At 69.9% G+C, this 26,399-nt stretch carries 26 protein-coding genes; 18 read left to right on the top strand and 8 right to left on the bottom strand.

Annotated elements, in window-relative coordinates; all coding sequences use genetic code 11:
* Positions 1-60 precede the first annotated feature (60 nt).
* Positions 61-462 (top strand): hypothetical protein, encoded by a 402-nt coding sequence (locus tag SPR02S_RS53630; protein WP_019065301.1) that lies wholly within the window; start codon positions 61-63, stop codon positions 460-462.
* Positions 463-513: 51 nt separating this feature from the next.
* Here the strand turns inward: SPR02S_RS53630 and SPR02S_RS53625 are convergent, their stop codons facing one another.
* Positions 514-1,377, bottom strand: coding sequence for a DUF4184 family protein (locus SPR02S_RS53625; RefSeq protein WP_019065300.1), 864 nt, complete (start codon positions 1,375-1,377; stop codon positions 514-516).
* Between the two features lie 262 nt (positions 1,378-1,639).
* Here SPR02S_RS53625 and SPR02S_RS53620 point away from each other — a divergent pair, with 262 nt between their 5' ends.
* From SPR02S_RS53620 to pgfA, 3 genes are all read left to right on the top strand, one after another.
* Entirely contained in the window at positions 1,640-3,364 is a 1,725-nt protein-coding gene (locus tag SPR02S_RS53620) for a lytic transglycosylase domain-containing protein (protein ID WP_019065299.1), read from the top strand.
* Between the two features lie 178 nt (positions 3,365-3,542).
* Positions 3,543-3,677, top strand: a complete 135-nt coding sequence (locus tag SPR02S_RS62720; RefSeq protein WP_019065298.1) for an SPW_0924 family protein — start codon at positions 3,543-3,545, stop codon at positions 3,675-3,677.
* 65 nt (positions 3,678-3,742) lie between these two features.
* Entirely contained in the window at positions 3,743-4,735 is a 993-nt protein-coding gene (gene pgfA / locus SPR02S_RS53610) for a cell envelope lipid trafficking protein PgfA (protein WP_019065297.1), read from the top strand.
* Here the strand turns inward: pgfA and hrpB are convergent.
* Positions 4,725-7,244, bottom strand: a complete 2,520-nt coding sequence (gene hrpB / locus SPR02S_RS53605) for an ATP-dependent helicase HrpB (protein WP_019065296.1) — start codon at positions 7,242-7,244, stop codon at positions 4,725-4,727. The genes pgfA and hrpB overlap by 11 nt on opposite strands.
* Before the next feature lie 83 nt (positions 7,245-7,327).
* The gene (locus SPR02S_RS53600; RefSeq protein WP_086021748.1) at positions 7,328-8,152 is read right to left on the bottom strand and encodes a class I SAM-dependent methyltransferase; all 825 of its coding nucleotides are present in this window, start codon (positions 8,150-8,152) and stop codon (positions 7,328-7,330) included.
* Positions 8,153-8,544: 392 nt separating this feature from the next.
* Here SPR02S_RS53600 and rpsA point away from each other — a divergent pair, with 392 nt between their 5' ends.
* The 5 genes from rpsA (at position 8,545) to SPR02S_RS53575 (ending at position 14,111) form a co-directional block, all read left to right on the top strand.
* The gene (gene rpsA, locus SPR02S_RS53595; RefSeq protein WP_019065294.1) at positions 8,545-10,056 is read left to right on the top strand and encodes a 30S ribosomal protein S1; all 1,512 of its coding nucleotides are present in this window, start codon (positions 8,545-8,547) and stop codon (positions 10,054-10,056) included.
* A gap of 237 nt (positions 10,057-10,293) precedes the next feature.
* Complete coding sequence (locus SPR02S_RS53590; RefSeq protein ID WP_043259148.1) at positions 10,294-11,886, top strand: flavin monoamine oxidase family protein; 1,593 nt, start codon at positions 10,294-10,296, stop codon at positions 11,884-11,886.
* 135 nt (positions 11,887-12,021) lie between these two features.
* Positions 12,022-12,960 carry a PAC2 family protein gene (locus SPR02S_RS53585; RefSeq protein WP_019065292.1) on the top strand — a complete coding sequence of 313 codons (939 nt, stop codon included), beginning with the start codon at positions 12,022-12,024 and terminating at the stop codon, positions 12,958-12,960.
* Between the two features lie 99 nt (positions 12,961-13,059).
* Positions 13,060-13,680, top strand: coding sequence for a dephospho-CoA kinase (gene coaE / locus SPR02S_RS53580; RefSeq protein WP_019065291.1), 621 nt, complete (start codon positions 13,060-13,062; stop codon positions 13,678-13,680).
* Between the two features lie 50 nt (positions 13,681-13,730).
* Positions 13,731-14,111: a tetratricopeptide repeat protein gene (locus SPR02S_RS53575; protein WP_019065290.1), complete on the top strand. Its 381-nt coding sequence runs from the start codon at positions 13,731-13,733 to the stop codon at positions 14,109-14,111.
* Between the two features lie 30 nt (positions 14,112-14,141).
* On the opposite strand, the gene SPR02S_RS53570 is transcribed toward SPR02S_RS53575, so the two are convergent.
* On the bottom strand, positions 14,142-14,408 hold the full coding sequence (locus tag SPR02S_RS53570; RefSeq protein ID WP_043259152.1) for a DUF6343 family protein: 267 nt from the start codon (positions 14,406-14,408) through the stop codon (positions 14,142-14,144).
* Positions 14,409-14,478: 70 nt separating this feature from the next.
* Here SPR02S_RS53570 and SPR02S_RS53565 point away from each other — a divergent pair, with 70 nt between their 5' ends.
* Together SPR02S_RS53565 and SPR02S_RS53560 are read left to right on the top strand one after the other, a co-directional pair.
* Entirely contained in the window at positions 14,479-15,423 is a 945-nt protein-coding gene (locus SPR02S_RS53565; protein WP_019065288.1) for an acyltransferase domain-containing protein, read from the top strand.
* 122 nt (positions 15,424-15,545) lie between these two features.
* Complete coding sequence (locus SPR02S_RS53560; RefSeq protein WP_019065287.1) at positions 15,546-16,280, top strand: class I SAM-dependent methyltransferase; 735 nt, start codon at positions 15,546-15,548, stop codon at positions 16,278-16,280.
* Positions 16,281-16,465: 185 nt separating this feature from the next.
* Here the strand turns inward: SPR02S_RS53560 and SPR02S_RS53555 are convergent, their stop codons facing one another.
* Entirely contained in the window at positions 16,466-17,185 is a 720-nt protein-coding gene (locus SPR02S_RS53555) for an SDR family oxidoreductase (RefSeq protein WP_019065286.1), read from the bottom strand.
* A gap of 54 nt (positions 17,186-17,239) precedes the next feature.
* Here SPR02S_RS53555 and SPR02S_RS53550 point away from each other — a divergent pair, with 54 nt between their 5' ends.
* The 3 genes from SPR02S_RS53550 (at position 17,240) to SPR02S_RS53540 (ending at position 19,363) form a co-directional block, all read left to right on the top strand.
* Positions 17,240-17,872, top strand: a complete 633-nt coding sequence (locus SPR02S_RS53550; protein WP_043259150.1) for a TetR/AcrR family transcriptional regulator — start codon at positions 17,240-17,242, stop codon at positions 17,870-17,872.
* Positions 17,869-18,717 carry an SDR family NAD(P)-dependent oxidoreductase gene (locus SPR02S_RS53545; protein WP_019065284.1) on the top strand — a complete coding sequence of 283 codons (849 nt, stop codon included), beginning with the start codon at positions 17,869-17,871 and terminating at the stop codon, positions 18,715-18,717. Before SPR02S_RS53550 ends, SPR02S_RS53545 begins: the two co-directional genes overlap by 4 nt.
* A gap of 181 nt (positions 18,718-18,898) precedes the next feature.
* Positions 18,899-19,363: a DoxX family protein gene (locus tag SPR02S_RS53540; protein WP_019065283.1), complete on the top strand. Its 465-nt coding sequence runs from the start codon at positions 18,899-18,901 to the stop codon at positions 19,361-19,363.
* Positions 19,364-19,440: 77 nt separating this feature from the next.
* On the opposite strand, the gene SPR02S_RS53535 is transcribed toward SPR02S_RS53540, so the two are convergent.
* Positions 19,441-20,064, bottom strand: a complete 624-nt coding sequence (locus tag SPR02S_RS53535; protein WP_019065282.1) for an RNA-binding S4 domain-containing protein — start codon at positions 20,062-20,064, stop codon at positions 19,441-19,443.
* Positions 20,065-20,218: 154 nt separating this feature from the next.
* On the opposite strand from SPR02S_RS53535, the gene SPR02S_RS53530 reads away from it, so the two are divergent.
* Positions 20,219-20,911 (top strand): uracil-DNA glycosylase, encoded by a 693-nt coding sequence (locus SPR02S_RS53530; RefSeq protein ID WP_019065281.1) that lies wholly within the window; start codon positions 20,219-20,221, stop codon positions 20,909-20,911.
* Between the two features lie 18 nt (positions 20,912-20,929).
* Positions 20,930-21,892, top strand: coding sequence for a prolyl aminopeptidase (gene pip, locus SPR02S_RS53525; RefSeq protein ID WP_019065280.1), 963 nt, complete (start codon positions 20,930-20,932; stop codon positions 21,890-21,892).
* Between the two features lie 32 nt (positions 21,893-21,924).
* Here the strand turns inward: pip and SPR02S_RS53520 are convergent, their stop codons facing one another.
* Both SPR02S_RS53520 and SPR02S_RS53515 read right to left on the bottom strand, forming a co-directional pair.
* A complete protein-coding gene (locus tag SPR02S_RS53520; protein ID WP_019065279.1) occupies positions 21,925-23,394 on the bottom strand; it encodes a LamG domain-containing protein in 1,470 nt (489 codons plus the stop codon).
* A 15-nt stretch (positions 23,395-23,409) separates the two neighbouring features.
* Entirely contained in the window at positions 23,410-24,078 is a 669-nt protein-coding gene (locus tag SPR02S_RS53515) for a GntR family transcriptional regulator (protein ID WP_019065278.1), read from the bottom strand.
* 160 nt (positions 24,079-24,238) lie between these two features.
* Between SPR02S_RS53515 and SPR02S_RS53510 the strand changes: the two genes are divergently transcribed.
* Positions 24,239-25,711: an NCS1 family nucleobase:cation symporter-1 gene (locus tag SPR02S_RS53510; RefSeq protein WP_019065277.1), complete on the top strand. Its 1,473-nt coding sequence runs from the start codon at positions 24,239-24,241 to the stop codon at positions 25,709-25,711.
* Between the two features lie 5 nt (positions 25,712-25,716).
* Positions 25,717-26,399 (top strand): aspartate/glutamate racemase family protein (locus SPR02S_RS53505; RefSeq protein WP_019065276.1); only part of this gene is annotated, 683 nt, incomplete at its 3' end.

The following is a 26,399-nucleotide window of genomic DNA, read 5'->3' as shown; positions in this document are numbered from 1 at the left end:
GTCACCCGCGTGGCCCCCGCGAAGACGCCCCCCGCCCCCCGCGGCCGTAAGGATGCGGGCATGGGTATACGCATGCTCCATCGCCGGACGGGTCGGGCGCGGACCCGAATACAGGCAGCGGACGCCGCTGCCGCCCAGGTGACGCCTCGCCCGCCGGTCCCGGCCTTCGCGGTCGGCGCAAGTACCGCCCGCATTCCCGCCGACCTCGCGATGGCCGTCCAGCACACGGCCGCAGGCCTCCGGCGCCGGCTGACGCGTCGGGACGACACGGCCGTAGACCCCCGAGAACAAGCCAGACACCCGCAGGGGCCCGCCACCACCCCCACCGGCACTCCGGTCTGGCGGCTCTGGGCCGACCTGGGGCGGAGTTACCTGGACCTCGTCCTCACCCGCCTCCCGAAGTCGCCCTCCGCGCACACCATGACGGTGTTCATCGCGACCCCACCGGACGGCTCGGCGTGACCGCGTCCCCCTCGCGCCGCCCCTCGGCCCTCCACCGCCCCCTGACCGTGCTCAGCGCGAGCCGGCACTACGGCCCCGCCCCGCGCTGACCGCGTCCGGGTCGCCCGGCACCCCGGGTGGCGCCGGGCGCCATACCCGGACGCCGACCGCGTACAGGAGCACGCCCAGCACCAGTCCCGCCCCCGCTCCGAAGCACAGGGTCGGGATCAGGTCCCAGGGGCTTGCCGTGGAGCCCCAGTAGGCCCACCAGGTCGATGCCCGTTCCGTCGCCGCGATCAGGGCGCAGGCGGCGAGGACGACCCCGGCCGCCCACCGGTCCCGTACCGACAGCACGGGCACCCCCACCGGCTCGGCGGCCGGAACCCGTCGTAGCGCACGCACCACGAACGCGGTGATCAGCAGGGCGGCGAGCGCCGAACTGCCGTACTGCAGGGCCGAGAAGAGGGGTCTGCCGCCCAACTGCCGGTCGAGGACGGGGAACAGGCGTACGCCCCACCGGTCGTGGTGCGTGAACGCGTCCCACACGACGTGGGTCAGGCCGCCGAGCACCGCGGAGACGTACCACCAGAGAGCCAGAGACGGGGTCGCACGCGCGCGTGGAGTGCCGCAGCGCAACAGGGTCGCCGTCCGGGGCCGGCGGGCGCGCGGGAGCAGGGCCACCAGGGGTTCGCGCAGGAGCAGCCACAGGGCGACCGTCGCCCAGGTGATCGCCACGTCGACCGTGAAGACACCCGGGAAGGAGTGCGTGACGTTCCCGAACTCCATCGCCCCGGGTACCGCACTCGCCGCGTAGTACGTCATGTCGGGGGCGAAGGAACCCGCCACCAGCACCGCCGGTACGAGACGCCCGCGCCCCCTTCCGTCGCCGCGCACGGCGGGCAGTACGGCGGCGGCGTGACTCAAGGTGAACGGCAACAGGGCTCCCCGTAGGAGACATCGGCATATGGCCAAGCGGTGAATAACGGTCACGAACGGGTGCCCGTGCAAAGCAAGTTGTCGTAGGGTCGCCTGGGTTGCCGCGCGGGGGAGCGCGCCGTCGGGCGCAGAGCGGAGCAAGCGTACAGAACATCCGAAAAGCAGCACGAGGGCAACCTGTGGCGCGGCTCGACCGTCACAACAGGCGCAGAGGCAACAGACAAGGACGGGCGCTCGGGCGTCCCTGGGAGGGGTTCACTCCATGACGGCGCATTTCGGCAGGCGGCTGCGCAAGGGTGCGGCGACGACGGCGGTGGCCGCGGCAGCGGTCGCGGCACTGTCCGCGTCCCAGGCTCCGGCGGTGACCGGCAACGACAGACCGACCGCCGCCGGCCAGACGACGCCCGACGGGAGCACCGACCACAGCGCCACCGGAGACTCGCCGTACTACACGGACCTCCCGCCGCTCAGCAGCCCCCTCCCGAGCCCGAGCGACAGCCAGTCGCCCTCCATAGGGACCCCGGTCTCGGTCGGCGAGGCCGAGGCCGGCATCCCGGCGACCATCCTCGACGCCTACAAGAAGGCCGAGACGGAACTCGCCGCCTCCAAGCCCGGCTGCAACCTGCCCTGGCAACTCCTCGCCGCCATCGGCAAGGTGGAGTCCGGCCAGGCCCGCGGCGGCCAGGTCGACGTGAGCGGCACCACGACCTCGAAGATCCTGGGCCCCGCGCTCGACGGCAACGGCTTCGCGCTCATCAAGGACACCGACAACGGCGCGTACGACGGCAACAGCACGTACGACCAGGCCGTCGGACCCATGCAGTTCATCCCGTCCACCTGGGCCTGGGCGGGCCGCGACGGCAACGGCGACGGCAAGAAGGACCCCAACAACATCTACGACGCCGCGCTCGCCGCCGGCCACTACCTGTGCCGCAACGACTGGAACCTGTCGACCGACGCGGGCCTGCGCAGCGCGATCCTCAGCTACAACAACTCGACGGACTACCTGAACACGGTCCTGTCCTGGCTGGAGTACTACCGCAAGGGCACCCACTCGGTCCCGGACGGCACGGGCACCCTGCCGTCGGGCCGCAGCGACGACAACTCCGGGGCCAACCCGACGCCCACGGCCACGCCTTCGCCCTCGACGACGACTCCGGCGACCTCGACGCCGAACCCCAGCCCGACCCCGAAGCCCAGCACGAGCCCCACCACGCCGGCCAGTTCGACCCCGACGCCCACGCCGACCCCCACCGACACGGTGGCCAAGCTGGCGGACGCGGGTACGGCGAAGCTGACCGCGATGGCGGGCGACGCGTTCAGCAAGAAGATCAGCACCAGCGCCAAGACCTCGGCGGGCAAGACCGTCGCCAAGGTCAGGATCCGGTTCACGATCGTCGGGGACACGGACGCCACGTTCACCGGCGGCGAGAAGGTCGCCGTGGTCGTCACCAATGCCTCCGGTGTGGCCGTCGCGCCCGCTCTGCAGGCCGGCGAGACGACCGGTGACTTCACCGTCCGCGCCACCCTCGTCGGTCGTGCGATCGCCGGTCTCGACTACACGGCCAGCGTCACGCCCCGTGTCGCCGACACCCTGGCCCGCACCGGCACCACCGCGCTGACCTGCACACCGGGCGGCGAGTTCACCGACCAGGTCGAGGTGAAGGCCACCTACAAGGGCGCCGTCGCCGACAAGGTCGGGGCCACCGCGACCCTCATCAAGGCTGCCGACGACACCACCGAGAACGACAAGGGCCCCTACTTCAAGGACGCGGACGGCAAGACCATCCGCACCCTCACGGGCCTGGCCACGGACGCCGACGGCCTCCTGAAGCTGCCGAAGCTGTACGCCGACGACACCACCGGCACCTTCCTGCTCCAGATCACCACCACGGGCGGCGCCATCCTCACGGTCGAACTGACCGTGGCGGCGGCCACCGACACCTCCTCGGCCAGCCCGAGCCCGTCGGCATCGCCGAGCGCGTAGTCCGGCTGCACGACCGTAGGACGAGGGCGCCTCTCCGCTTCGGCGGGTGGGCGCCTTTGTCGTGTGTGCAACGTGTTCTCATCTCGCCCGTGCGTTGCTACGGTGCCGGACCTGACGACCTATCAGTTCCCTGGTCCGTTCAGTTCCCCCTTCGGTTTCTGCCTGTCGGGAGGCCGGCATGCGTGCCCTGATCGCCGCCACGACCGGACTCGTGCTCGCGTTCGCGCTGGTCCTGACCATCACCGCGATGGGCTCACCGATGGGCAAGACCTCGCCGAAACCGCTGCTGACGACGGTGCCCGCGCACCCGTAAACGATTGCGCAAGCGTTTACGCAAGCCTTTGCGCAAGCGTTTAACCGCTAGGGAAGGAGGCCGAGATGCGCCGCAAGGCCAGCCTGATCCTGCTCGCCCTCGCCGTGTTCTTCACGGCGCTGTCCCCGCTGCTGCGCTGGTACGCCTTCCCGCGCCTGGCCAAGATCCCGGCGAACCAGTACCAGGACATGGTCCTGGAGGCGAAGAACGCCACCCTCCTCGACTACGGCACCATGCAGGCCAAGACGGTCCCCAAGGTCACCATCGTGCAGACCCTCAAGGGCGACGTGGACGCCGCGAAGAAGATCGACAAGACCGCCGGCCGGGACGTCGTCGTCTGGGACGGCCTGTCCTACGTCCAGGGGCCCGACGGCAAGATGGTCTCCTCGATCCCCGAGCGCTACATCTTCGACGCGCACACCCAGGACCCCGTCCACGCCACCGGCGAGATGGTCGACGGCGATCCGGTGAAACGGGACGGCATCGAGTTCAAGTGGCCGTTCCTGACGCAGAAACGGGACTACGAGTACTTCGACGCGCAGACCCGCACCACCAACCCGATCCACTACAAGGGCACCGAGAACTTCCGCGGCGTCAAGGTCTACTACTTCGAGCAGACCATCCCCTGGACCAAGGTCCCCTTCCCGAAGACGATGCCCGTCAAGGGCATCACCCCGGAGTCCGTCGCCAAGACCGGCACCACCCGCTGGTACACCACGGTCCGCAAGTTCTGGGTCGAACCGGTCACCGGAGCACCGGTCTACGGGGAGGAGCTCCACAAGGAGGAACTGCGCGGCGGCACCCTCCTGGGTGACCGGGACAAGGTGACGGCGTTCGCCGGCGACGTGAAGATGCGCGAGGACTACATCAAGCACACCGTCGCCCTGGTGAAGTCCAACCGCACCCTCGTTCTCCTGATGGTCTCCTACCTCCCCTGGGGCTTCCTGACCCTCGGCCTCCTCCTGCTGGCGCTCTCCCTCTACCTGGAGGCCCGCAGCAGGCGCCCCGGCGACCCCGCCTCCACCGAGGTCCAGGAACCGGAACCGGTCAACGCTTGAGTCGCGCGTTCGTGAACCGCGTGGCCTCGGCGGTCGCCGGGTCCTCCGGCCACGGATGCTTCGGATACCGCCCCCGCAACTCCGCCCGCACGCCCTTGTAACCGTCCTTCCAGAAGGAAGCGAGATCGGCGGTGACGGCGGCGGGCCGCCCGGCGGGGGACAGCAGATGCACGAGCACGGGCACCCCGGCGACGGTCGGCGACTCGTGAAGCCCGAACATCTCCTGCAACTTCACGGCGAGCACGGGCTGTTCGGGATTCCCGTAGTCGATCCGAACTCTGGACCCACTCGGCACGACGAACCGCTCCGGAGCCAACTCGTCCAACCGCCCCGCGTCCCCCGAAGCCCACGGCAACAACCGCCGCAGCCCCTGCCCCGCCTCGATCCGCCCCAGATCCCCCCGCCGCCGAGCCCGCCCCAACTCGGGTTCCAACCACTCGTCCACGCGCGCGTGCAGCGCTTCGTCGGACACATCGGGCCAGGGCGCTCCGAGGTGCAGATACAGGAACGCCAGCCGCTTCCGCAGCACTTGAGCATCGTCCGACCACCGCAACAACCCGAACCCTTCCTGCCGCAGCCCCTCAACAAGCGCGTCCCGTACGGCAACGGGGTCGGCGTTCTTCAGAGGCCGCACCGCCAACTCGACGGCCCCGAGCCGCTCGACCCGCCGGGCGACCACATCGCCGTCGGCCCAGTGGACCTCGTCCACCTCACTGAGCAGCGCCCCGGCCGCGAACCGGGCGACGTCCTCGTCGACCACGGCTCCGAGCTGCACGCGTGCGTGCCCCTTGCCGATCGGCCGGTCCGCCACGGCGACGGCGATCCAGGGCGAGCCGCGGAGGGCACTGGCATCACCGACTTCGGCACGGGTGCCGGAGACGAGGACATAGGAACCGCCGTCGGCTTTGGCGACACGTTCGGGGTAGGCGAGGGCGGCGACGAGTCCGACGAGAGAGTCATCGCTTGTGACGTTCACTTTTAGGGGGCCGTAACGGGTGGGTGGATGGGAAATCTCCCCTCTCACGGCCCGCAGCCGCCGAACCTCCGCACGCCACCGCCCCGCATAGGCGTCACCCCCACGCCGGGCACTCCGCAAAGCCCCGGCAAGATCATCCCCGTAGGCCCGCGGCGCTTCCTCACTGAGCAGCGCGACAACCTCGGCGCCGGCCGGACCCGAGTCCAACAGGGCCCGCCCCAGCCGGGGATGGAGACCCAGCCGAGCCAACTGCACACCCCGTGACGTGGCCCGCCCACCCGAGTCGACGGCACCCACGGCCGCCAGAACACCCCGAGCCGCCGCCATCGCCCCGGAGGGAGGCGCGTCCAGCAACGCCAGCCCCGACGCCCCAGGATCCCCCCAGCACGCCACCTGAAGCGCGAACGCCGTCAGATCGGCCACCTTGATCTCCGGCGCCGGAAAACGCGGCAGACGCGCATCCTCGGCCTCGGCCCAGCACCGGTACACCGCCCCCGGTGCCTCACGCCCGGCCCGCCCCGCCCGCTGCCGCCCGGCCGCCTGCGACGCCCGTACCGTCGCGAGCGCGCTCAGCCCGCGCGCGTGGTCGACCCGCGGCTCCCGCGCCAACCCCGAGTCGACGACCACCCGTACACCGGGAATCGTCAGCGACGACTCGGCCACGGACGTCGCCAGCACCACCCGCCGCCGCGCCCCCGGGGACAGCACCGCGTCCTGTACGGCGGCTGGCGCCCGCCCGTGCACCTGGAGCACCTCGGCCCCGCCCAGGTCGCCCAACTGCCCTGCCACGCGCGCGATCTCCCCGACCCCGGGCAGAAAACACAGCACGTCCCCGTCCCGCTCGCCCAGCGCCCGCCGCACCGTCGAGGCCACGTGCGTGAGCAGCGCCGGGTCCACGCGCATCCCGTGCGGCGGCCGTACGGGACGTACCGGAGGCGTCCAGACGACCTCCACCGGATACGCGACACCCTCCGCCTCGATGACCGGCGCATCGCCCAACAGCCGGGCCCAGCCCTGCGCATCGGTGGTCGCGGACGCCGCGACCAGCCGCAACTCGGGCCGCAGCGCCTCCCGCACGTCGACCAGGAAGGCGGCCACCGTGTCCGCGTCGAGGTGCCGTTCGTGGCACTCGTCCAGGATCACGGCATCGACGCCCGCCAACTCCTGGTCGCGTTGCAGCCGTTGGAGCAGCACTCCGGTCGTGACGACCTCCACGCGTGCGTGCCGTCCGACGACCCGCTCGCCGCGCACGGTGTACCCGACGCTCTCGCCGACCTTCTCGCCCAGCAGCCACGCCATGCGCCGGGCCGCCGCCCGCGCCGCGATCCGCCGCGGCTCGGCGACGACCACCCGCCGCGCGGGCCCCTCGTTCCCCTCGCCGAGCAGCCCGGCCAGCGCGAGCGGCACCAGCGTCGTCTTGCCGGTGCCGGGCGGCGCGACGAGCACGGCCGCACCGCCCGCCTCCAGGGCAGCGTCGAGTCCGGGCAGGGCACTGCGGACGGGCAGCGCGTCGAGGGCGTCGTAGCGGATCACGACCCCAGTGTCGTACGCCGTGCGAAACGACCTCTACGCGCGCGTGCCCGCGTTCCGTTCAGCCCCTCAGTTGTTCAGGCCCCTCAGGTGTTTTCGCGGTCGCGTTCGCACACGAAGATCGTCGTCCCAGGGATGAGGTTGCCGCGCAGGGGGGACCAGCCGCCCCACTCGGCGGTGTTCCAGGACGGCCACTCCGGCTCGACCAGGTCCACCAGGCGCAGGTCCGCCGCCACGATGTCCCGGACGCGGTCACCGATTGTCCGGTGGTGCTCCACGTAGACCGCGCGGCCGTCGTCGGCCTGCTCGACGTACGGCGTGCGGTCGAAGTACGAGGCGGAGACCGTCAGGCCCTCGGGGCCCGGCTCGTCGGGGAAGGCCCAGCGGATCGGGTGCGTGGTCGAGAAGACGAACCGGCCGCCGGGCCGCAGCACCCGGCGCACCTCGCGCAGCACCAGCGCCGGGTCGGCGACGAACGGCAGCGCGCCGTAAGCCGAGCAGGCCAGGTCGAAGGAGTTGTCCGCGAAGGGCAGTGCGCCCGCGTCGGCGCACACCAGAGGGAACGATCCGCCGATCCGCATCGCGTGCTGGAGCTGACGGTGGGAGAGGTCCAGGGCGACCGGGCGGGCACCCTGGGCGGTCAGCCAGCGCGAGCACTGGGCCGCGCCGGCGCCGATCTCCAGGACGTCCTTCCCCTTCAGCTCCTCGGGCGGGCCGAGTAGTTCGGCCTCCACCTCGTCGAGGCCCTCGGGGCCCCACACGAAGCGGTCGTCGCCGAGGAACGTGCCGTGTTCGACCTGGTAGTCGTCCGCGTTCCGGTCCCACCAGCCCCGGTTGGCCCGGGAACTCTCGGTGACGTCGGCATCACGTCGGGTGGCTTCCGGCTCGAACGCATCGGGCTCTTGGATGATCGGCTCCCTCGTCGTACTCTTCCGTCACCTCTACGGTGCGGCTGTCCCCGGCGGCGTCACAGAAGGGGTGGTTCAGGCCTGCGTGGCCTCGCGGGACACGTTTTGTGCCGGGTATGCGGCGATCCGCCCCGGGTGTGCGCCTTCGCGCATTGACCCTGCCTGGCTGCCCCCGTATGCTACAAGTTGCGCTGCGGGCCTGCGCACCTCAGACCTAGCAGGTTGCGCTCGCATCTGTATGTATGACCCCTCGGTTTTCGAGGCGCCACCGGACACCTGGTGTTCCGGATCGGCGCTTCCTTGGCTGTCCGGCCCTTCTGCAGAGCGAAGCGAAAACGGCTCTCGGCGTGAGCAGTACCTACGACTTCAATGTCCGTACCGGAGCCCTTTCCCACATGACGAGCAGCACCGAGACCACCGCCACCACCCCGCAGGTAGCGGTCAACGACATCGGTAACGAGGAAGCCTTCCTCGCCGCGATCGACGAGACGATCAAGTACTTCAACGACGGCGACATTGTCGATGGCGTCATCGTGAAGGTCGACCGGGACGAGGTCCTGCTCGACATCGGTTACAAGACCGAAGGTGTCATCCCGAGCCGCGAGCTCTCGATCAAGCACGACGTCGACCCGAACGAGGTCGTCAAGGTCGGCGACGAGATCGAAGCCCTTGTTCTCCAGAAGGAGGACAAGGAAGGCCGCCTGATCCTCTCGAAGAAGCGCGCCCAGTACGAGCGCGCCTGGGGCACCATCGAGAAGATCAAGGAAGAGGACGGCATCGTCACCGGTACCGTCATCGAGGTCGTCAAGGGTGGACTCATCCTCGACATCGGCCTCCGTGGCTTCCTGCCGGCTTCTCTCGTCGAGATGCGCCGTGTCCGCGACCTCCAGCCCTACGTGGGCAAGGAGCTCGAGGCCAAGATCATCGAGCTGGACAAGAACCGCAACAACGTGGTCCTGTCCCGCCGTGCCTGGCTGGAGCAGACCCAGTCCGAGGTCCGCCAGACTTTCCTCACGACCCTCCAGAAGGGTCAGGTCCGCTCCGGCGTGGTCTCCTCGATCGTCAACTTCGGTGCCTTCGTGGACCTGGGTGGCGTCGACGGTCTGGTCCACGTCTCCGAGCTGTCCTGGAAGCACATCGACCACCCCTCCGAGGTTGTCGAGGTCGGCCAGGAAGTCACCGTCGAGGTCCTCGACGTCGACATGGACCGCGAGCGCGTCTCCCTGTCGCTGAAGGCGACCCAGGAAGACCCGTGGCAGCAGTTCGCCCGCACCCACCAGATCGGCCAGGTCGTGCCCGGAAAGGTCACGAAGCTGGTTCCGTTCGGTGCGTTCGTCCGCGTGGACGAGGGCATCGAGGGTCTGGTGCACATCTCCGAGCTGGCCGAGCGCCACGTGGAGATCCCGGAGCAGGTCGTCCAGGTCAACGACGAGATCTTTGTCAAGGTCATCGACATCGACCTTGAGCGCCGTCGCATCAGCCTCTCGCTGAAGCAGGCCAACGAGGCCTTCGGTGCCGACCCGGCCACGGTCGACTTCGACCCGACGCTGTACGGCATGGCCGCGTCGTACGACGACCAGGGCAACTACATCTACCCCGAGGGCTTCGACCCCGAGACCAACGACTGGCTCGAGGGCTTCGAATCCCAGCGCGAGGTGTGGGAGACCCAGTACGCCGAGGCGCAGCAGCGCTTCGAGCAGCACCAGGCGCAGGTCATCAAGTCCCGCGAGGCCGACGCCCAGGCGGCGGCCGAGGGCGTCGACACGGCGGGTGCGGCTCCGGCCGCGGCCGGCGGTGGTGGCGGCGGCGGTTCGTACTCCTCCGAGGGTGCGGACACGTCCGGTGCGCTGGCGTCCGACGAGGCGCTTGCTGCGCTGCGTGAGAAGCTGGCGGGTGGGCAGAGCTGAACGCCCACTGAGCTGTAGCTCTTGATTGAGGGGCCGTACCTTTCGGGGTGCGGCCCCTCAGTCGTGTGTTTCGGCTTGCGGCCGGTGGGGGCTGGTCGCGCAGTTCCCCGCGCCCCTGAAGGGGCGCTTTCCCCCGGCCTTGTAGAAACGTGCGGGATACATCAGTAACTGCCGTGCCGTAACCGGTCGTTGGGACCCTGCCTCGGTCATTCATGATCGGAGAAGGGGAGCCGGACCATGGCAAGGAACCAGAGCCGACGTGCATTTCTGCGGAACGTGGGTCTCACCGGTGGCGCGGGCACGATGTTCGCCACCATGGGGGCCCTCGGACTCGCCCCCACCGCGCAGGCCGCCCAGCGGGAACAGCCCTTTCGTGCCCTGAGCACGAGCGACTTCCACCTCACCGGACGCGGTGCGGCCAAGGTCGTCATCGTCGGCGGTGGCATCGCCGGACTGACCACGGCGTACGAACTGGGCAAGGCCGGCTACGACTGTACGATCCTGGAGGCCAGGGACCGTACCGGCGGCCGCAACTTCACCGTCCGCGGCGGTGACACGACGACGGACCTCTACGGCAACCGGCAGACCGCCCGGTTCGCCGACGGGCACTACATGAACTGCGGTCCCGCGCGGATCCCGCAGTGGATGGTCACCCTCGACTACTGCCGTGAACTCGGCGTCCCCATCCAGGTGTTCACCAACGTCAACGCGGACGCGTACATCTACAACGAGTCCACCGGCATGACCAAGCCCGAGCGCTACCGCACCGCCAAGGCCGATGTCTACGGCTATGTCTCGGAGTTGCTCGCCAAGGCCACGGACAAGGGCGCCCTGGACAAGGAGTTGACCGCCGCCGACCAGGAGCGGCTCGTCGAGTTCCTCAAGGGCTGGGGAGAGCTCGGGGACAAACTGACCTATGAAGGCGGTGACTTCCGCGGGTACTCGACCGTCCCGGCCGCCGCAGGCACCCCGGGTGTGCTGCTCGGGGACGTGCCCACCGCCTCCGAGGTCCTCGCCAGCGGTGTCGGCCGCTACTTCTCCTTCGAATTCGGCTTCGACCAGGCCATGTTGATGTTCCAGCCGGTCGGCGGCATGGACCAGATACCGAAGGCCCTCACCCGGGCGATCGGCGCGCACCGCATCCGTACGGGAGCGGCCGTGTCGAAAATCACCGACAAGGGGAGTGGTGTTTCCGTCACTTACACCCAGGGCGGCCGTACGAAGGTGGTCGAGGCGGACTACTGCGTTGGAGCGCTGCCGCCCAACATCCTCGCCAAGATCCCGCACAACCTCGGCAGCGGCGTCCAGACCGCGCTGGAGGCGATCACCCCGTCGTCCGCAGCGAAGATCGGCCTGGAGTACAAGTCCCGTTGGTGGGAGCTCGATCACCGGATCTACGGCGGTATCACCGAGACCGACCAGGACGTCACCCACATCTGGCACCCTTCTTACGGCTTCCACGGTGAGCGGGGCGTCCTCATCGGGTATTACAACTACGACGACGACGCGGACTCCTACGCGAAGCTCACCCCCAAGGGGCGGGAAGAGCGGGCGGTGGCCGTGGGCGTGAAGATCTACGGGGAGAAGTACCGCAGCGAACTGGCATCGTCCTTCTCCCACCACTGGCGTCAGACGCCCCACCTGGAGGCCGCGTGGCACGACACCCCGGGTGGCCCCGACGACGTCCGCTACAAGCCGCTCAACGACCCCACGGGACGCGTCTACTTCGCCGGCGACTGGCTCAGCTACACCGACGCCTGGCAGCACGGCGCGTTCTCCTCCGCCCGCAAGGCCGTGACCGCACTCCACGCGCGCGTGCTGTCCTCGTGACGTGGACGCCCGCCCGGTGACACGGGGGCACGGCGCATGAAAAGCCCGTAAGAGGTGCCTGATCAGGGGCATGGGCGGGAATGCCCATGCCCTGGAGGGCGTTGTGCAGTACGAACACGAGGAGGAGCGGTCACTGTGCTTGATCCGCAGGGTTTGTACGCATGGGAGCCGAAGGGCCTGGCAGTCGTCGACATGGCGCTCGCACAGGAGTCGGCCGGTCTTGTCATGCTCTACCACTTCGACGGATACATCGACGCGGGCGAGACGGGCGATCAGATCGTCGAACGTCTGCTCGACACGTTGCCCCACCAGCTCGTGGCCAGCTTCGACCACGACAGGCTCGTCGACTACCGCGCCCGCCGCCCGCTGCTCACCTTCAAGCGGGACCGCTGGACCGAGTACGAGGAGCCCACGCTCGACGTGCGACTGGTCCAGGACGCCACCGGAGCCCCCTTCCTGCTCCTCTCCGGCCCCGAGCCGGACGTGGAGTGGGAGCGCTTCGCCGCGGCCGTCCAGCAGATCGTGGAGCGGCTCGGCGTCCGGCTGTCCGTGAACTTCCACGGCATCCCCATGGGCGTCCCGCACACCCGCCCCGTGGGCGTCACCCCGCACGGCAACCGCAACGACCTCGTCCCCGGGCACCGCAGCCCCTTCGACGAGGCGCAGGTCCCCGGCAGCGCCGAGGCGCTCGTCGAGTACCGCCTCATGGAGGCCGGTCACGACGTCCTGGGCGTCGCCGCGCACGTCCCGCACTACATCGCCCGCTCCCCGTACCCGGACGCGGCCCTGACCGTCCTGGAGGCCATCACGGCGGGCACCGGACTGGTCCTCCCGGGCATCGCGCACTCCCTGCGCACCGAGGCCCACCGCACCCAGACCGAGATCGACCGCCAGATCCAGGAGGGCGACGAGGAGCTCGTGGCGCTCGTCCAGGGCCTGGAGCACCAGTACGACGCCGCCGCGGGCGCCGAGAGCCGCGGCAACATGCTCGCCGAACCGGTCGAGATCCCGTCGGCGGACGAGATCGGGCAGGAGTTCGAGCGCTTCCTGGCGGAGCGCGAGGGCGACAGCTGACGCGCGGATGACGATCGGGGCCTGTCCGCCGGACAGGCCCCGATCGGTTGCCGGTGGTCACCGGGTGCCCTGTCGGTGACAGGCCGTAGGCTTCGGTCCATGCTGAAGGTCGGCCTCACCGGGGGCATCGGTGCCGGTAAGAGTGAAGTGTCGCGGCTGCTCGTGGGATACGGCGCCGTCCTGATCGACGCCGACCGCATCGCGCGCGAGGTCGTCGCGCCCGGAACTCCCGGGCTGGCGGCGGTGGTCGAGGCCTTCGGGGCGGACGTGCTCGGCGCGGACGGCGCCCTGGACCGGCCGAAGCTGGGCTCCATCGTCTTCGCCGACCCCGAGAAGCTGGCCGTTCTCAACGAGATCGTGCACCCCCTGGTCGGCAGGCGCTCCCGTGAACTCGAAACCGCCGCGGCCGACGACTCCGTAGTGATCCATGACGTCCCCCTCCTCGCCGAGAACGCCCTCGCCGCGCTGTACGACCTGGTGATCGTCGTCGACGCGAGCCCCGAGACCCAGCTCGACCGGCTGGTCCGGCTGCGGGGGATGACCGAGGACGACGCACGCGCGCGTATGGCCGCCCAGGCGACGCGCGAGAAGCGGCTCGCCATCGCGGACATCGTCATCGACAACGACGTACCCCTGGAGGCGCTGGAGCGGCGCGTACGGGACGTATGGGCCGAACTCGTGCGCAGGGCGCACGCGCCCCAACAGCCACCCCAGGAATAGCGGCCCTTTCCGCGGGCGTTGAAACGTCCGAGTGAGGGAAGGACTTTGCCGTGCCCGAGAACAGCGGAACGACCGGACGTACTCCGGAGACCCATGTCATCGACTTCCGTGCCGCCGAGCAGCTGCTCGACGCGCGGGACCCGCGGGGCGCGGTGAAGCTGCTCGACCGCGTCATCGACGCGCACCCGGAGAACACCGCCGCGCGCCTGCTGCGCGCGCGTGCCTTCTTCGCGGCCGCGCAACTGCGCCCAGCCGAGCTGGAGTTCACCATCGTCCTGGAGCGCGAGCCGGACAACGCCTTCGCGCACTTCGCGCTCGCCCGCACCTACGAGCGACAGGGCCGCGCCGACCAGGCCAAGCGCCACTTCCGGCTGGCCGCCGCGCTCGACCCCACACCGCAGTACCTGAAGGCGGCCCGGTTCGAGGAGTAGGCGCCCGCCTGTAGAGCGCGCTTGTGCACGTCAGGGGTTGCGGTGCTCCGGCGGGCGGTACGGCGGGACGTCCGGGCCCGGCTGGTAGTGCGGGCCCTGGCGCATGTGTCTGAGGATCATGGCCATGTCGACCGTGACGATCAGCCACAGCACCGCGCAGGCCGCCGCCCACCCGGGGCGCCCGGCGAGCACGAACGCGACCGTGCCGAAGATCGTCCAGACCAGCCCCCACACGCTCAGCCAGAACCGTGTCCGCAGCGGACTGCGCGCTGTCGTCGGCTCACTGCCTGTACGCATCAGGATCACTACTCCTGCTTGCAACGTACTCTTCGGGGCGGACGTTCTCCACAGGGATCCACAGGGCTTCATGAGGCTCCACAGGGAGGGGAAGCGCACCGTGCTGCCGGACGCCGACGAACTGCCCGAGGTCCTGCTCGACCTCGCCGTACCCCATGAGGACATCAACGAACTGGTGCGACTGCGCCGGGTGTTGACCCGGGACACCGACGCGACGCGGCTCCTGGAGGAGTGCGTCGGCGAGCTGGTGAAGGACATCGGGGAGCACGGCCACTGGACCCGGCTCACCGAGCTGCTCCTGGCCCGGCTGCCCGAGGCCCCGGCCGAGGTCGGCGCCTACTTCCCCGTGTACGTGTTCGTCGCCGCGCTGCCCTACACGCGCGCGTACCACCGTGAACGCGACATCCCCGCCGACGTCTCCCGGCGCACCCTCGCCGACCTGGGGCGCAACATCGCGGTGCACCACAGACGGTTCGGCGGCGGAGGGCTGCCGTTCCCGCAGTGGCTCGTCCCGCACTTCCGCGGCGAGCTGTACCAGCTGGGGCGGTTGCAGTTCGAGCGGGCGCGGCTCGACGAGAGCACCGCGCGGACGCTCACGGCGGCCGGGCTGGACGCGGAGCCGGGGACGCCCTGCCTGAACCTCCACATCCCCGACTACTCCGGGCCGCTCACCCCGGCCGCGTGCGACCGCTCGCTGAAACTGGCTCGTGCGTTCTTCGCCCGGTACTTCCCCGAGGAACGCCACGAGGTCGCGACCTGCCATTCCTGGCTGCTGGACCCGCAGTTGAAGCGGTATCTCTCCGCCGACTCCAACATCGTCCGCTTCCAGGAACGGTTCCGAGTGATCCGCGAGGACACGGAGCCGGTCGACACCGATCCCGTCCAGTTCGTCTTCGGCCATCCCGAGCAGCCGGTGGAAGGCCTGCCGAGGGGTACGTCCGTGGAGCGGGCCGTCGGGGATCATCTGCGGGCGGGTGGGCACTGGTACCTCGGACACGGGTGGTTTCCGCTCTGATCCCCGGCTCGACTCGGACCTCCCATAGTCGCCAACAGTTGCCTGCCTGAAGGGAATTGACTCGTACGGGTGAATCAGTGCGAGTCAGGAACGGATGTGCGGACGGGGTCCGTTGGACGGGCATGCGAATCGAAATGCGTGAGGGGTACGAGGGGACAGGACCCGGGGCGATCACTCCGGACGGCTGCGCGGTCGAGCTGTACTCGCGGCTGTCGATCGGCCAGGAGCCGGACATCGTCGCCGCGGCCGTGCCGGCGGGTGCGCGCATCCTGGAGCTGGGCAGCGGGGTGGGGCGGGTGACCCACCCCCTCCTGGAGCGCGGGTTCACGGTCACGGCGGTCGACGAGTCCGCCGAGATGCTGGAGCGGGTTCAGGGAGCGCGCACGATATGCGGTCCGATCGAGAACCTCGATCTGGGCGAGACCTTCGACGTGGTGATGCTCGCGTCGTTCCTGGTGCACGCCGGGGACGCCGAGGTGCGGCGCGGACTGCTGCGGACCTGTGTACGGCATGTCGCGGCGGGCGGCTGTGTGTTGATCCAGCGGGAGGGCGAGGACTACCACACGAACCTGCCGCGCGAGCGGATCGATCCCAGTGGCTTCACCGTGCGGATGGTGTCGGCGGAGCCGGTTGGGGACGGGGTCGACTCGGTGCATGCGGAGTATGTTTTCCCGGACGCGGTCTGGACCCAGACGTTCCTGTCCCGGCCGTTGACGAAGGACCAGTTCGAGGAGGCGCTGGTGGAGGCGGGACTGAAGGTGGACAGCTATCTGACACCGGACCGGATATGGGTGAGGGCGGTGGCGGTAACAGAGGAGGCAGAGGCGCCGGAAGGAGAGGGAGCGGAAGTGGCTTAGCGGTCTCGCCCGGAAGTTCTTCGGGGGTTGATCATTCGGTCTTGCCAGCGGTATCGGCTGCTGCGCGACTGGCCGCTGATCACCTCGGCTCGCCGCGCTCGGCAGCTGTGAGTCGGGCTTGAGTGTCGGTGTCCTGCCCTGCCGAGGCGGCGGCAGGGGCAGGACACCACGGCGCGGTGGGCGGGTCAGCCGAGCGAGACCAGACGCGCGCCCCCGTCGGTCTCGATGATGGTGCCGGTGAGGTTGGCATTGGTGGCGGTCAGGGCCACCACCTCGGCGATCTCCTGTGCCGAGGCGATGTGGCGGACCGGCAGGGTGGCAGCCGCTTGTGCGAAGTACTCGCGCTTGGCATCCTCCGGCAGGCCGTTCCACCAGGGCGTGTCGACGAGCCCGGGGGAGACGGCGTTCACCCGTATCGGAGCGAGTTCCGCGGCCAGCGGCTTGACCAGGGCCTCGACGGCGCCGTTGAGGGCGGCGATGCCGGCCGTTCCTGGCATGCCGGTCCGCGCGGTGATGGCGCTGAGCAGGGTGATGGACCCGTCCGGTGTGAGGTGCGGCAGGACCGCCTGGATCGTGGTGACGTGGGGCCAGAACTTGGCCTCGAACGCGCGTCGCAGCATCGTCAGGTCGAGATCGGCCACCGGCCCCGGCCCTTCGCTTCCGCCGGCCGCCAGGACCAGCCAGTCGATGCTGCCGGTCGCCTCGGCGAGTGCGCTCATCTCGTCAGGGTTTGCGGCGTCGGCCCGGTGCCCGACCAGTTCGGCGTCGGTGACGGCAAGGGCGTCGAGGCGCTCCTTGCTGCGGCCGGCGATGTGCACCGTGGCGCCACGTGCCTGGAGCAGGCGGGCCGTTGCGAGCCCGATTCCGGAGGTTCCCCCGACCACGAGGGCAGTGCGCTGGGACATGGCGTCTCCTTATTTCGAACCGCTGCGTCTCGAATTAAGCTAGCCTCCATGGTCATGGACAAGCAACCCCCCTCGGAGTCACGCCCGGGACGCAAGCGCAGCGCGGAGAGCCGGATGGCGATCCTGGTCGCGGCGTTCGAACTGGTCGGCGAGATCGGCTACGCGGGCCTGACGATCGAAGGAATCGCCAACCGCGCCGGATGCGGCAAACAGACGATCTACCGCTGGTGGCCCTCCAAGGCCCACGTTCTCCTCGAAGCGCTCGCGGTGAAAGCCGATCTGTACATCACGAACGCCGACCACGGCTCCTATACCGACGACGTACGGGCCTTCCTGGAGGACACGTTCCGGCTCAGCCGCCAGCAGCGCGTCGTCGACATCCTGCGCGTTCTGATGGCGGAGGCCCAGATCAACGAGGAGTTCGGCGAGCTCTTCCGCAGCTCCTTCCTGCAGTGGCGGCGCGACGCGCTCCAGGTCGTCCTCGATCGGGCCCGGACACGGGGTGACCTGCCGCCCCGTCCTACCGCGTCAACCGTCCTGGACATCGTGTTCGGCACCTTGTGGTACCGCCTCCTGACCACGCGCCGGCCCATGGGCGACGACCTCGTCGAGGACCTCACGGCCACCCTCACGCAGGCTGCGCAACACCCGACCAACACAGCGATCGACCTGGGAGACCAGCAATGATCCTGCCCCGCACCATCCTCATCACCGGCGCCACCGACGGCCTCGGCCTGGCCCTGGCCGAACGCCTGGCAGCCGACGGCGCCGACCTGATCCTGCACGGCCGCAACCAGGCCAAACTCGACCGCATCGCGGACCAGTTCACGGCCCGCGGCGAATCCAGGCCCCGGACCGTGACCGCGGACCTCACCGACCTCGACCAGGTCCGCCGCATGGCCGCCGAGATTCGCGCATCGGTGGACCGACTCGACGTCCTGGTGAACAACGCCGGCATCGGCGGCGGCCAACCGGACGGCCGCACCCGCCGCACCAGCGCCGACGGCCACGAGCTGCGCTTCGCCGTCAACTACCTCGCGGGCTTCCTGCTCACCCTCGAACTCCTGCCGCTGCTGCGGGCGTCAGCGCCGGCCCGCATCGTCAACGTCGCCTCCATCGGCCAGCACCCGCTCGACTTCGAGAATCTGATGCTGGAGCGCGACTACGACGGCATCCGGGCCTACGGCCAGAGCAAGCTCGCCCAGATCACGTCCGGCTTCGAACTCGCCGCACGCCTGCCCGCCGACGAGGTCACGGTCAACAGCCTGCACCCCGCGACCTATATGCCGACCAAGATCGTCCTGGCCGAGATCGGATACAGCATCGACACCCTGGAAGAAGGAGTGACCGCCACCCGCCGGCTCGTCTCCGATCCGGCACGCGCCGGTGCCACCGGACGCTTCTACGACCGCACCCGCGACGCACGTGTTCATTCCCAGGCATACGACAGCGCGGCCCGACTGCGCCTGTGGCAGGCGAGCCTGCAACTCACCAAAACCGAGAGTCCCCTGTGTCGAGTGCCGCTGGAGTGATCCACTTCTCGTGATCGGCCTGCCTGTACGCCCGTACCTTCGACGGCGAACCGCTCAGCGAAGGAAATCGCGTGCGGCGGCGATGAGTTCGAGGACGAGGGCCGGTCTACCCCTGTGAAAGCAACACGGACCGCTTCCCAGCGCTCCCACCGCTTCCCACTGCTTCCCACAGGAGAACCTCATGTCCGAGACCACCGCTTCCCCGGCCTCCGCGAACTCCCGCCCCGTCGTCGTCGCCGTCGCCGAGTCCGCGACCGCTCGCGGTCGCCGTGCCCGGATCGCGCTGCGTGCCCTTCAGGTGCTGATCGCCCTGTTCTACGGCGTCGCGAGCTCGCTGCCCAAGCTGATCGCGGACCCGTCGGCTGTGGACTCCTTCGACCGGATCGGCTGGGGCAGCGGGGCCATGTACACCATCGGCGCGCTCGAACTGGCCGGTGCCGTCGGGCTGTTGGTCCCGCTGCTGCAGTCGGTGGCGGCGACGGCGCTCAGTGCGCTGATGGTGGGCGCGTTCGTCGTGCAGATGACCGTGTTCCACGGTGAGAACGCGGCGACACCGCTGATCCTGATCATCCCGCTGGCCCTGATCGCCTGGGCGCGGCGGGGGCAGAACAGGGAGTTGCTGCGAGTGCTACGACGACGGGCGTGATCCGTGCGGTACGGCTGATCACAGCTGAGCGCAGGGTGACGGTGGCATCCGGTGGGCCGAGGGGCCCGGGCCGGAGGTCACCGTTGCCGGTCGCGGTGCGTGCTGCGGCGTGAGTCGCGGCGTGAGTCGTGGTGGGTGCCCCGGTCCCGGGAAGCATCGGGAGTGGTGGCGGGATCGGCGTCGGCGGTGGGCTGGCCGCGCAGGCGTTCCATCTCGCGGCGGTCGCGTTTGGTGGGGCGGCCGGTGCCGCGGTCGCGGATGCCGGCCGGGGCGACGGCCTCGCGGGGCGGGGGCGGCGGGGAGTTGTCCACGTAGCACTGGACGGCGACCGGAGGGCCGACCCGTTTGCGGATGACCTGCTTCACGATGACGATGCGCTCGTGGCCCTCGTGACGGAGGCGTACCTCGTCGCCGACGTGGACGGAGTGGGCGGGCTTCACGCGCTCGCCGTTGACGCGGACGTGGCCGCCCTTGCAGGCGGCGGCGCCCATGGAGCGGGTCTTGACCAGGCGGACGGACCAGATCCAGCTGTCGACGCGGACGCTCTCACCGTTCGAGGGACCGGCGGCCCTGGCGGCGGCCACGGCGTCGCTCTGCGGCTCGGCCGCGGGGCTCTGGGGCGCGTCGGTGTTCCGGCTCGTCGTGGTCGTCGTGCCGGTTCCGTTGTCGCCGTCGGTCTCGTCCGCACCCTCGGAAGCCATGCCTCGACTTTAGTCCCCCGAGGCGCGCGGCTCCGGCGGGTTTCGGCCGACGACCTGAGCCGGGGGACGCTCCTCGGGGCGCGACTTGGCCTGGCTTGGCGCGTGCTTGGTGGCTCTCGGTGTCGCCGTCACGTGGTCGCCCTACGGTGAGGGCATGAACCTGTCGGACCTCGACCATCGGATCACCGGCTGCCGGGCCTGCCCCCGCTTGGTCGCCTGGCGCGAGGAGGTCGCCCGTACCAAACGCGCCGCCTTCGCCGACTGGACGTACTGGGGCCGCCCGGTACCCGGCTTCGGTCCCGCCGACGCCTCGCTCCTGATCATCGGCTTGGCCCCGGCCGCGCACGGCGCCAACCGCACCGGCCGCATGTTCACCGGCGACCGTTCCGGGGACGTCCTGTACGAGGCCCTCTACGACATCGGCCTCGCCTCGCAGCCGACCGCCGTGAGCGCCGACGACGGCCTTGAGCTGTACGGCTTGCGCATCACCTCGCCGGTGCGCTGCGCCCCGCCCGCCAACAAGCCCACCCCTGAGGAGCGGGACACCTGCCGTTCCTGGCTCGTCGAGGAACTGACCCTGCTGCGGCCGACGTTGAGGGCCGTGGTCGTACTCGGCGCCTTCGGCTGGCAGGCGGCGCTGCCCGCGTTCGCGGCGGCGGGGTGGCAAGTCCCGCGCCCACGGCCCGCGTTCGGGCACGGGACACAGGTCTCCCTCGGCGGCCTCGACCTCTTCGGCTGCTTCCACGTCAGCCAGCGCAACACCTTCACCGGCAAACTCACCCCCGCGATGCTGCGGGGCGTCCTGCGCACGGCGGCCGGGGCGGCGGGGCTGCCGACCACGCCGTAGCGAGGCTAGGGTCGCAGGATGGGCCTGTATCCGGAGATCGAACCGTACGACCACGGCATGCTCGACGTCGGTGACGGCAACCGCGTCTACTGGGAGACCTGCGGAAACCCGCGCGGCAAGCCCGCGGTCGTGCTGCACGGGGGCCCGGGGTCGGGCTGTTCTCCCCGTTCCCGGCGCTACTTCGACCCCGCCGTCTATCGGATCGTGCTGCTCGACCAGCGCGGGTGCGGACGCTCCACACCGCACGCGAGCGCCTACGACACCGACATGAGCGTGAACACGACGGCTCACCTCATCGTCGATCTGGAGCTGCTGCGGCGGGAGTTGGGGATCGAGCGGTGGCTGGTGTGGGGCGCGTCGTGGGGGTCGGTGCTCGGGCTGCGGTACGCGCAGACGCATCCGGGGGCGGTGTCGGAGCTGGTGCTGACCTGTGTCGCCACCGGGTCCGATCCCGAAGTGGCCTTGCTGACCAGGGGACTTGGGAAGCTGTTCCCGGAGGCGTTCGAGCAGTTCGTCGGTGAACTGCCCACGGACGAACGGGACGGCAACCTCGCCGCCGCCTACAACCGGCTCATCGAGTCGCCCGACCGGGCGGTGCGGGAACGGGCCGCACGGGCCTGGACCGACTGGGAGACGGCGATCATCCCCGCCCCGCCGCGCTCCGAAAAGCGGTACGAGGACCCGGAGTTCCGGATGGGCTTCGCCCGGACCGTCACGCACTACTGGGGCAACGACCACTTCCTGGGGGAGGGAAACGAGGAGGGCGTCGTGCTGCGGGACGCGCCCCTCCTCAAGGACATCCCCGGCACCCTCGTCCAGGGCAGCCTCGACCTCGGCAACCTCCTCGGTGTCGTCTGGCGGCTCCAACACGCCTGGCCCGGCAGCGAGTTGGTGATCGTGGACGAGGCCGGGCACAACATGGGCGCGCCGGGTGTCGTGGAGGCGCTGGTGGCGGCGACGGACAAGTACGCGCGGCGCTAGTCCAGTTGGTGGCCCGTCGTCGGCCCGGTTGGTCAGCCGACTCGCGCCGCCGCCACCGGTCGTGCCGTCACGTCGTAAGTCCCGCTGCTCTTCGACGAGTTGACGCTCCACCGGTACCGCGAGAACTCGCCCGTGGTGTCGGAGGCGTAGAACATCATGTGGCCGATGCCGACGCCCTGGAGGTTCTCGCCGGTGACGTTGCCGACCATGCGGGTGTCGGGGTACTTGGGGTAGTTGGTCAGGGCGTAGACGCCGTGCGGGTCGGAGGTGCAGTCGATGATCTCGACGGCGTACTGCGTCTCGCCGGTGAAGTCGGCGGTGCCGCTGAAGACGCCCTTGACCTCGCGGACCATGACGATGTGGCCGGTGTTGTCGGGGTCGCTGCCGTTGTAGTCGACGGCGATGATGTCGCCGGGCCGGAGGTCGGCGACCTTGCGAACGCGCTGGAAGCGGGGGCCGGCGGTGCCGTTCAGGAAGGCCGCGCAGTAGTCGGCGGCCTCCGGGACCTTCTCCTGGAAGTACTGGAGGAAGTAGTCGTCCGTGGCCCAGCCGTATGTGTGCTTCAGGACGCCGGTGACGAAGGACGCGCAGCGGGCGCGGGCCACCCAGCTCGCCGGGTCGTCGGGTGTGCCCCAGGTGAGGGTGGCGGGTGAGCCCGACTGGTAGACGTTGTTCTGGCGGGCCGTACGGCCGCTGACGACGGCGATCTCGTCGGCGGACAGGGCGCGGGCGTAGGCACGTACGTCGTCGATCGCGCCCTTGAAGCGGTTGACGGGCGCGCCGTCGAAACGGGCCCGGCCGATGGAGAGGCCCGCGGGTGCCGCCCAGGACAGGGCCGTCGCCGCGCTGCCCGCCGGCAGGCCGTCGACGTACAGGCGGATCTGCGTGCCGTCCCAGACGCCGGTCAGATGGGTCCAGATACCGAGACCGGCCGGTGACGTGGCGACGGCGGACACCTTCGTCGCCTGGTCCTCGCTGCGGACCTTGAAAGCCCAGGTGGAGACGGTGTTGTCGTACTGGAGGAGGAAGCGGCTGGTGGTGGCGGAGTCCTGGCTCACCGCCGTGTACCTGGTCGCCGGGTCGGCGTCGCTCGCCAGCCGCACCCACGCCGAGACGGTGAACGGGAGTGTCGTGTCCAGGACGGAATCGGTGGCGGCGTACGCCCCGGACGTCCCGTCGAGACTCAGCTCGCCGCCCGCGCGCAACGCCGACCAGGTCGCACCGGAACCGAGTGTGACGGGGTGCTCGCGGCCGGAGCGGTCCGCGCCCGAGCCGTCCAGCGACCAGTGCCCCACCAGCCCATTGACCAGATACCCGGCCGCCAACAGCCGTTGATATCCCACCAGTTGCTCGGCCTGCGCCAGATGCGGCGTGCCGACCGGTGTGAACGGAGTGTCCAGCGCCACGTCCGCCACGGCCACCTCCGACTCCTGCGCCACGCTCGCCATCGCCCCGACGCCGACCAGTGCGGCCCCGCTCAACAGGCCACGTCTGCTGACCATGTTCGCTCCCTCTGCTTACGACTGCGCGTCGTCCCCGAACAGATGCCGGACCGTGGAACGGTAGTTGGTCCGCACGTGGGCCAGTGCGTGCGCGCGGGCGCGGTCCGGGTCGCCGGATGCGATCGCCTCGTACAACTCACGGTGTTCCACGAGGAGTTGGGGCCACTCCTCGTTCCGTCGGGTCATCCAGCGCAGTCGGCCGGCGACCGGTTCCAGGGCGGCGGTCAGCAGCGTGTTGCCCGCTATCGTCACGATGTTGTCGTGCAGGCGGCTGTTGATGTCCGTGATCACCTCGGCGTCCCCCGCCTCGGTCGCGGCGGCCGCACGGTCGAGGAGTTCCGCCACCTCGGCCAGATCCTCCGGGGTCGCGCGGGTCGCGGCGAGCCCGGCGGCGTAGACCTCCAGGGCCTCGCGCAGTTCGAAGAGTTCCCGCACGTCGTTCGGGGTGAGACGGCGTACGACCGTGCGACGCGGGGTCTCGAAGTGGACGAACCCCTCGGCGACCAGCGCGCGGATCGCCTCGCGGACCGGCACCCGGGAGATGCCGAAGCGCTCGGCCAGCTCGCGCTCCACCAGCCGGTCACCGGGGCGGAGGCGACCGGCGATTATGTCCTGCCGCAGGGTGGCCAGGACGCGCTCGCGCACCGCTCCGAGGGGTTCGATCTTCGCTGTCGTGGAGCTCATGGGTTTATCTTCGCCGACTCCGAGGGTCTTTTACGGAGCGTTAACAACGGAGACATCGGTCGGAACGGTTGACGGGAGGACTATGACGGCAGTTTGGTATACCAAACGACACCGGAAGCCGTCCTGCCCATCCCTCCCGTCCCCTCGCCCTGGAGGCCCTGTGTCCCTCGCCGACAGTGCCGCAGTCACCGGCACGCCAGCGTTCGTCCCCGATCCCCGGCTCACCAACGAAGACCTCGCGCCCGCCGACAAGCGGAACTGGAAGGTCTTCGACCTCTTCGCCATGTGGATGTCGGACGTCCACAACCTCGGCAACTACACGTTCGCCGCAGGCCTGTTGGTCCTCGGCATGAACGTCTGGCAGGTCTTCACCTCCCTGCTCGTCGGCTTCGTGCTCATCTACGTCGGCATGAACTGGATGGGGAAGATCGGGCAGGCGCACGGCGTCCCGTTCCCGGTCGTCAGCCGGATCAGCTTCGGCGTGTGGGGTGCGAACATCCCGGCCCTCATCCGGGCCGTGATCGCCATCATGTGGTACGGCATCCAGACCTACCTCGCCTCGGTCGCCGTCAACGTGATGCTGCTGGCCGCGTGGCCGGGCCTGGAGTCCTGGACTCACCACTCCTTCCTGGGACTTGACGCCCTCGGCTGGGTGTCTTTCGTGTCCCTCTGGCTGATCCAGGCGGTGATCATCAGTCAGGGCATGGAATCCGTAAGGAAGTTCCAGGACTTCTGCGGTCCCGCGATCTGGCTGGTGATGATCGCGCTGGCCATCTGGGTGCTGGCGAAGGCGGGTTGGTCGATCTCGCTCACCTCGACCCCGCACCCGGTCTCGTTCGGCGAGCAGTGGCGGCAGTGGTTCGGCGCGATCGGGCTGATCCTCGCGACGTACGGCACGCTGATGCTCAACTTCTGCGACTTCTCCCGCTTCGCGCCCGACTACAAGACCGTCCGCCGCGGCAACTTCTGGGGCCTGCCCATCAACTCCACGGCGTTCGTGGTCGTTTCGGTGATCGTCACGGCCGGCTCGCTGGAGGTCTGGGGCCAAGCCATCACGGATCCCGCCGAGTTGGTCGCCAAGGTCGGCAACACCTGGGTGATGGTGCTGGGCGCGCTGACGTTCGCCGTCGCCACCATGGGCGTCAACATCGTCGCCAACTTCGTCTCGCCGGCTTACGACCTGGCCAACGTCTGGCCGCAGAAGATCACCTTCAGGATCGGCGGCATGATCAGCACGGTCGCCGCGCTGGTCGTGACCCCGTGGAACCTCTTCTCGAATCCCACGGTCGTCAACTACTTCCTCGGCGGCCTCGGCGCCTTCCTGGGCCCGCTGTTCGGCGTGATCATGGTCGACTACTACTGGGTGAAGCGCGGCCGGGTCGACGTACAGGAACTCTTCGACGCGACCCCGGGCTCCCGCTACTACTACCGGAAGGGCGTCAACCCCAAGGCCCTGTGGGCGTTCCTGCCCTCGGCGGCGGTCGCGGCGGTGCTCGCGCTGGTGAAGACGTTCAGCGACGTGGCCCCGTATTCGTGGTTCATCGGTACGGCACTGGGCGCGGGCCTGTACGTACTGATCTGCCGCACCGATCGAGCCGCCGCCGAGCCTGCTCCCGAGCCGCTGGAGGTCTGACCGGCGTGCGCATCGTCGTCACCAACTGCAACACCACGCAGGAGATGACCGAGGAGATCGTACGAGGTGCCCGGGCCGCGGCAGGCCCGGGCACCACCGTGACCGGCCTGACCCCGGCGTGGGGCCCCGAGTCGGCGGAGGGCTGGCTCGACAGCTTCCTCTCGGCGGCGGCCGTCATGGATCTGCTCCGGACGTACGAGGGTCCCGCGTACGACGCCGTCGTCATGGCCGGCTTCGGGGAGCACGGGCGGGAAGGCGTCCGGGAGTTGGTGGACGTACCGGTCGTCGACATCACCGAGGCGGCCGCCCATCTGGCCTGTCTGCTGGGCCGACGGTACGGCGTCGTCACCACGCTGGAACGGTCCTGCGGGCAGATCGAGGACAGCCTGGAGCTGGCGGGGGTGGGCCGGAACTGTGCGGCGGTGGTCGGCACCGGCCTGAGCGTCCTCGACCTCGGCGGCGACGAGGCCCGCACGGAGACGGCGTTCCTCGCGGCGGCGGAACGGGCGTGTGCGGCCGGGGCGGAGGTGTTGGTGCTGGGGTGTGCCGGGATGACGGGGTTGCAGCGGGTGGTGGGGGAGAAGTTGGGGTTGCCGGTGGTGGACGGGGTGGGGGCGGCGGTGAAGTTGGCGGAGTCGCTGGTGGGGTTGGGCCTGACGACGAGTAGGGCGGGGAGTTATGCGAGGCC

It is taken from the genome of Streptomyces prunicolor NBRC 13075 (assembly GCF_000367365.1).
GTDB lineage: Bacteria > Actinomycetota > Actinomycetes > Streptomycetales > Streptomycetaceae > Streptomyces > Streptomyces prunicolor.
This window is presented reverse-complemented; position numbering and strand designations above follow the sequence as displayed.

Excerpts from the sequence above, each read along its gene's own strand:
- SPR02S_RS53530 (WP_019065281.1), top strand. The coding sequence starts at position 20,219 with ATGAACCTGTCGGACCTCGACCATCGGATCACCGGCTGCCGGGCCTGC.
- SPR02S_RS53570 (WP_043259152.1), bottom strand. The coding sequence starts at position 14,408 with ATGCGTACAGGCAGTGAGCCGACGACAGCGCGCAGTCCGCTGCGGACA.
- SPR02S_RS53540 (WP_019065283.1), top strand. The coding sequence starts at position 18,899 with ATGTCCGAGACCACCGCTTCCCCGGCCTCCGCGAACTCCCGCCCCGTC.
- SPR02S_RS62720 (WP_019065298.1), top strand. The coding sequence starts at position 3,543 with ATGCGTGCCCTGATCGCCGCCACGACCGGACTCGTGCTCGCGTTCGCG.
- coaE (WP_019065291.1), top strand. The coding sequence starts at position 13,060 with ATGCTGAAGGTCGGCCTCACCGGGGGCATCGGTGCCGGTAAGAGTGAA.
- SPR02S_RS53515 (WP_019065278.1), bottom strand. The coding sequence starts at position 24,078 with ATGAGCTCCACGACAGCGAAGATCGAACCCCTCGGAGCGGTGCGCGAG.
- SPR02S_RS53550 (WP_043259150.1), top strand. The coding sequence starts at position 17,240 with ATGGACAAGCAACCCCCCTCGGAGTCACGCCCGGGACGCAAGCGCAGC.
- SPR02S_RS53565 (WP_019065288.1), top strand. The coding sequence starts at position 14,479 with ATGAGGCTCCACAGGGAGGGGAAGCGCACCGTGCTGCCGGACGCCGAC.
- pip (WP_019065280.1), top strand. The coding sequence starts at position 20,930 with ATGGGCCTGTATCCGGAGATCGAACCGTACGACCACGGCATGCTCGAC.
- SPR02S_RS53520 (WP_019065279.1), bottom strand. The coding sequence starts at position 23,394 with ATGGTCAGCAGACGTGGCCTGTTGAGCGGGGCCGCACTGGTCGGCGTC.
- rpsA (WP_019065294.1), top strand. The coding sequence starts at position 8,545 with ATGACGAGCAGCACCGAGACCACCGCCACCACCCCGCAGGTAGCGGTC.
- SPR02S_RS53630 (WP_019065301.1), top strand. The coding sequence starts at position 61 with ATGGGTATACGCATGCTCCATCGCCGGACGGGTCGGGCGCGGACCCGA.
- SPR02S_RS53590 (WP_043259148.1), top strand. The coding sequence starts at position 10,294 with ATGGCAAGGAACCAGAGCCGACGTGCATTTCTGCGGAACGTGGGTCTC.
- pgfA (WP_019065297.1), top strand. The coding sequence starts at position 3,743 with ATGCGCCGCAAGGCCAGCCTGATCCTGCTCGCCCTCGCCGTGTTCTTC.
- SPR02S_RS53545 (WP_019065284.1), top strand. The coding sequence starts at position 17,869 with ATGATCCTGCCCCGCACCATCCTCATCACCGGCGCCACCGACGGCCTC.
- SPR02S_RS53535 (WP_019065282.1), bottom strand. The coding sequence starts at position 20,064 with ATGGCTTCCGAGGGTGCGGACGAGACCGACGGCGACAACGGAACCGGC.
- SPR02S_RS53620 (WP_019065299.1), top strand. The coding sequence starts at position 1,640 with ATGACGGCGCATTTCGGCAGGCGGCTGCGCAAGGGTGCGGCGACGACG.
- SPR02S_RS53560 (WP_019065287.1), top strand. The coding sequence starts at position 15,546 with ATGCGAATCGAAATGCGTGAGGGGTACGAGGGGACAGGACCCGGGGCG.
- SPR02S_RS53555 (WP_019065286.1), bottom strand. The coding sequence starts at position 17,185 with ATGTCCCAGCGCACTGCCCTCGTGGTCGGGGGAACCTCCGGAATCGGG.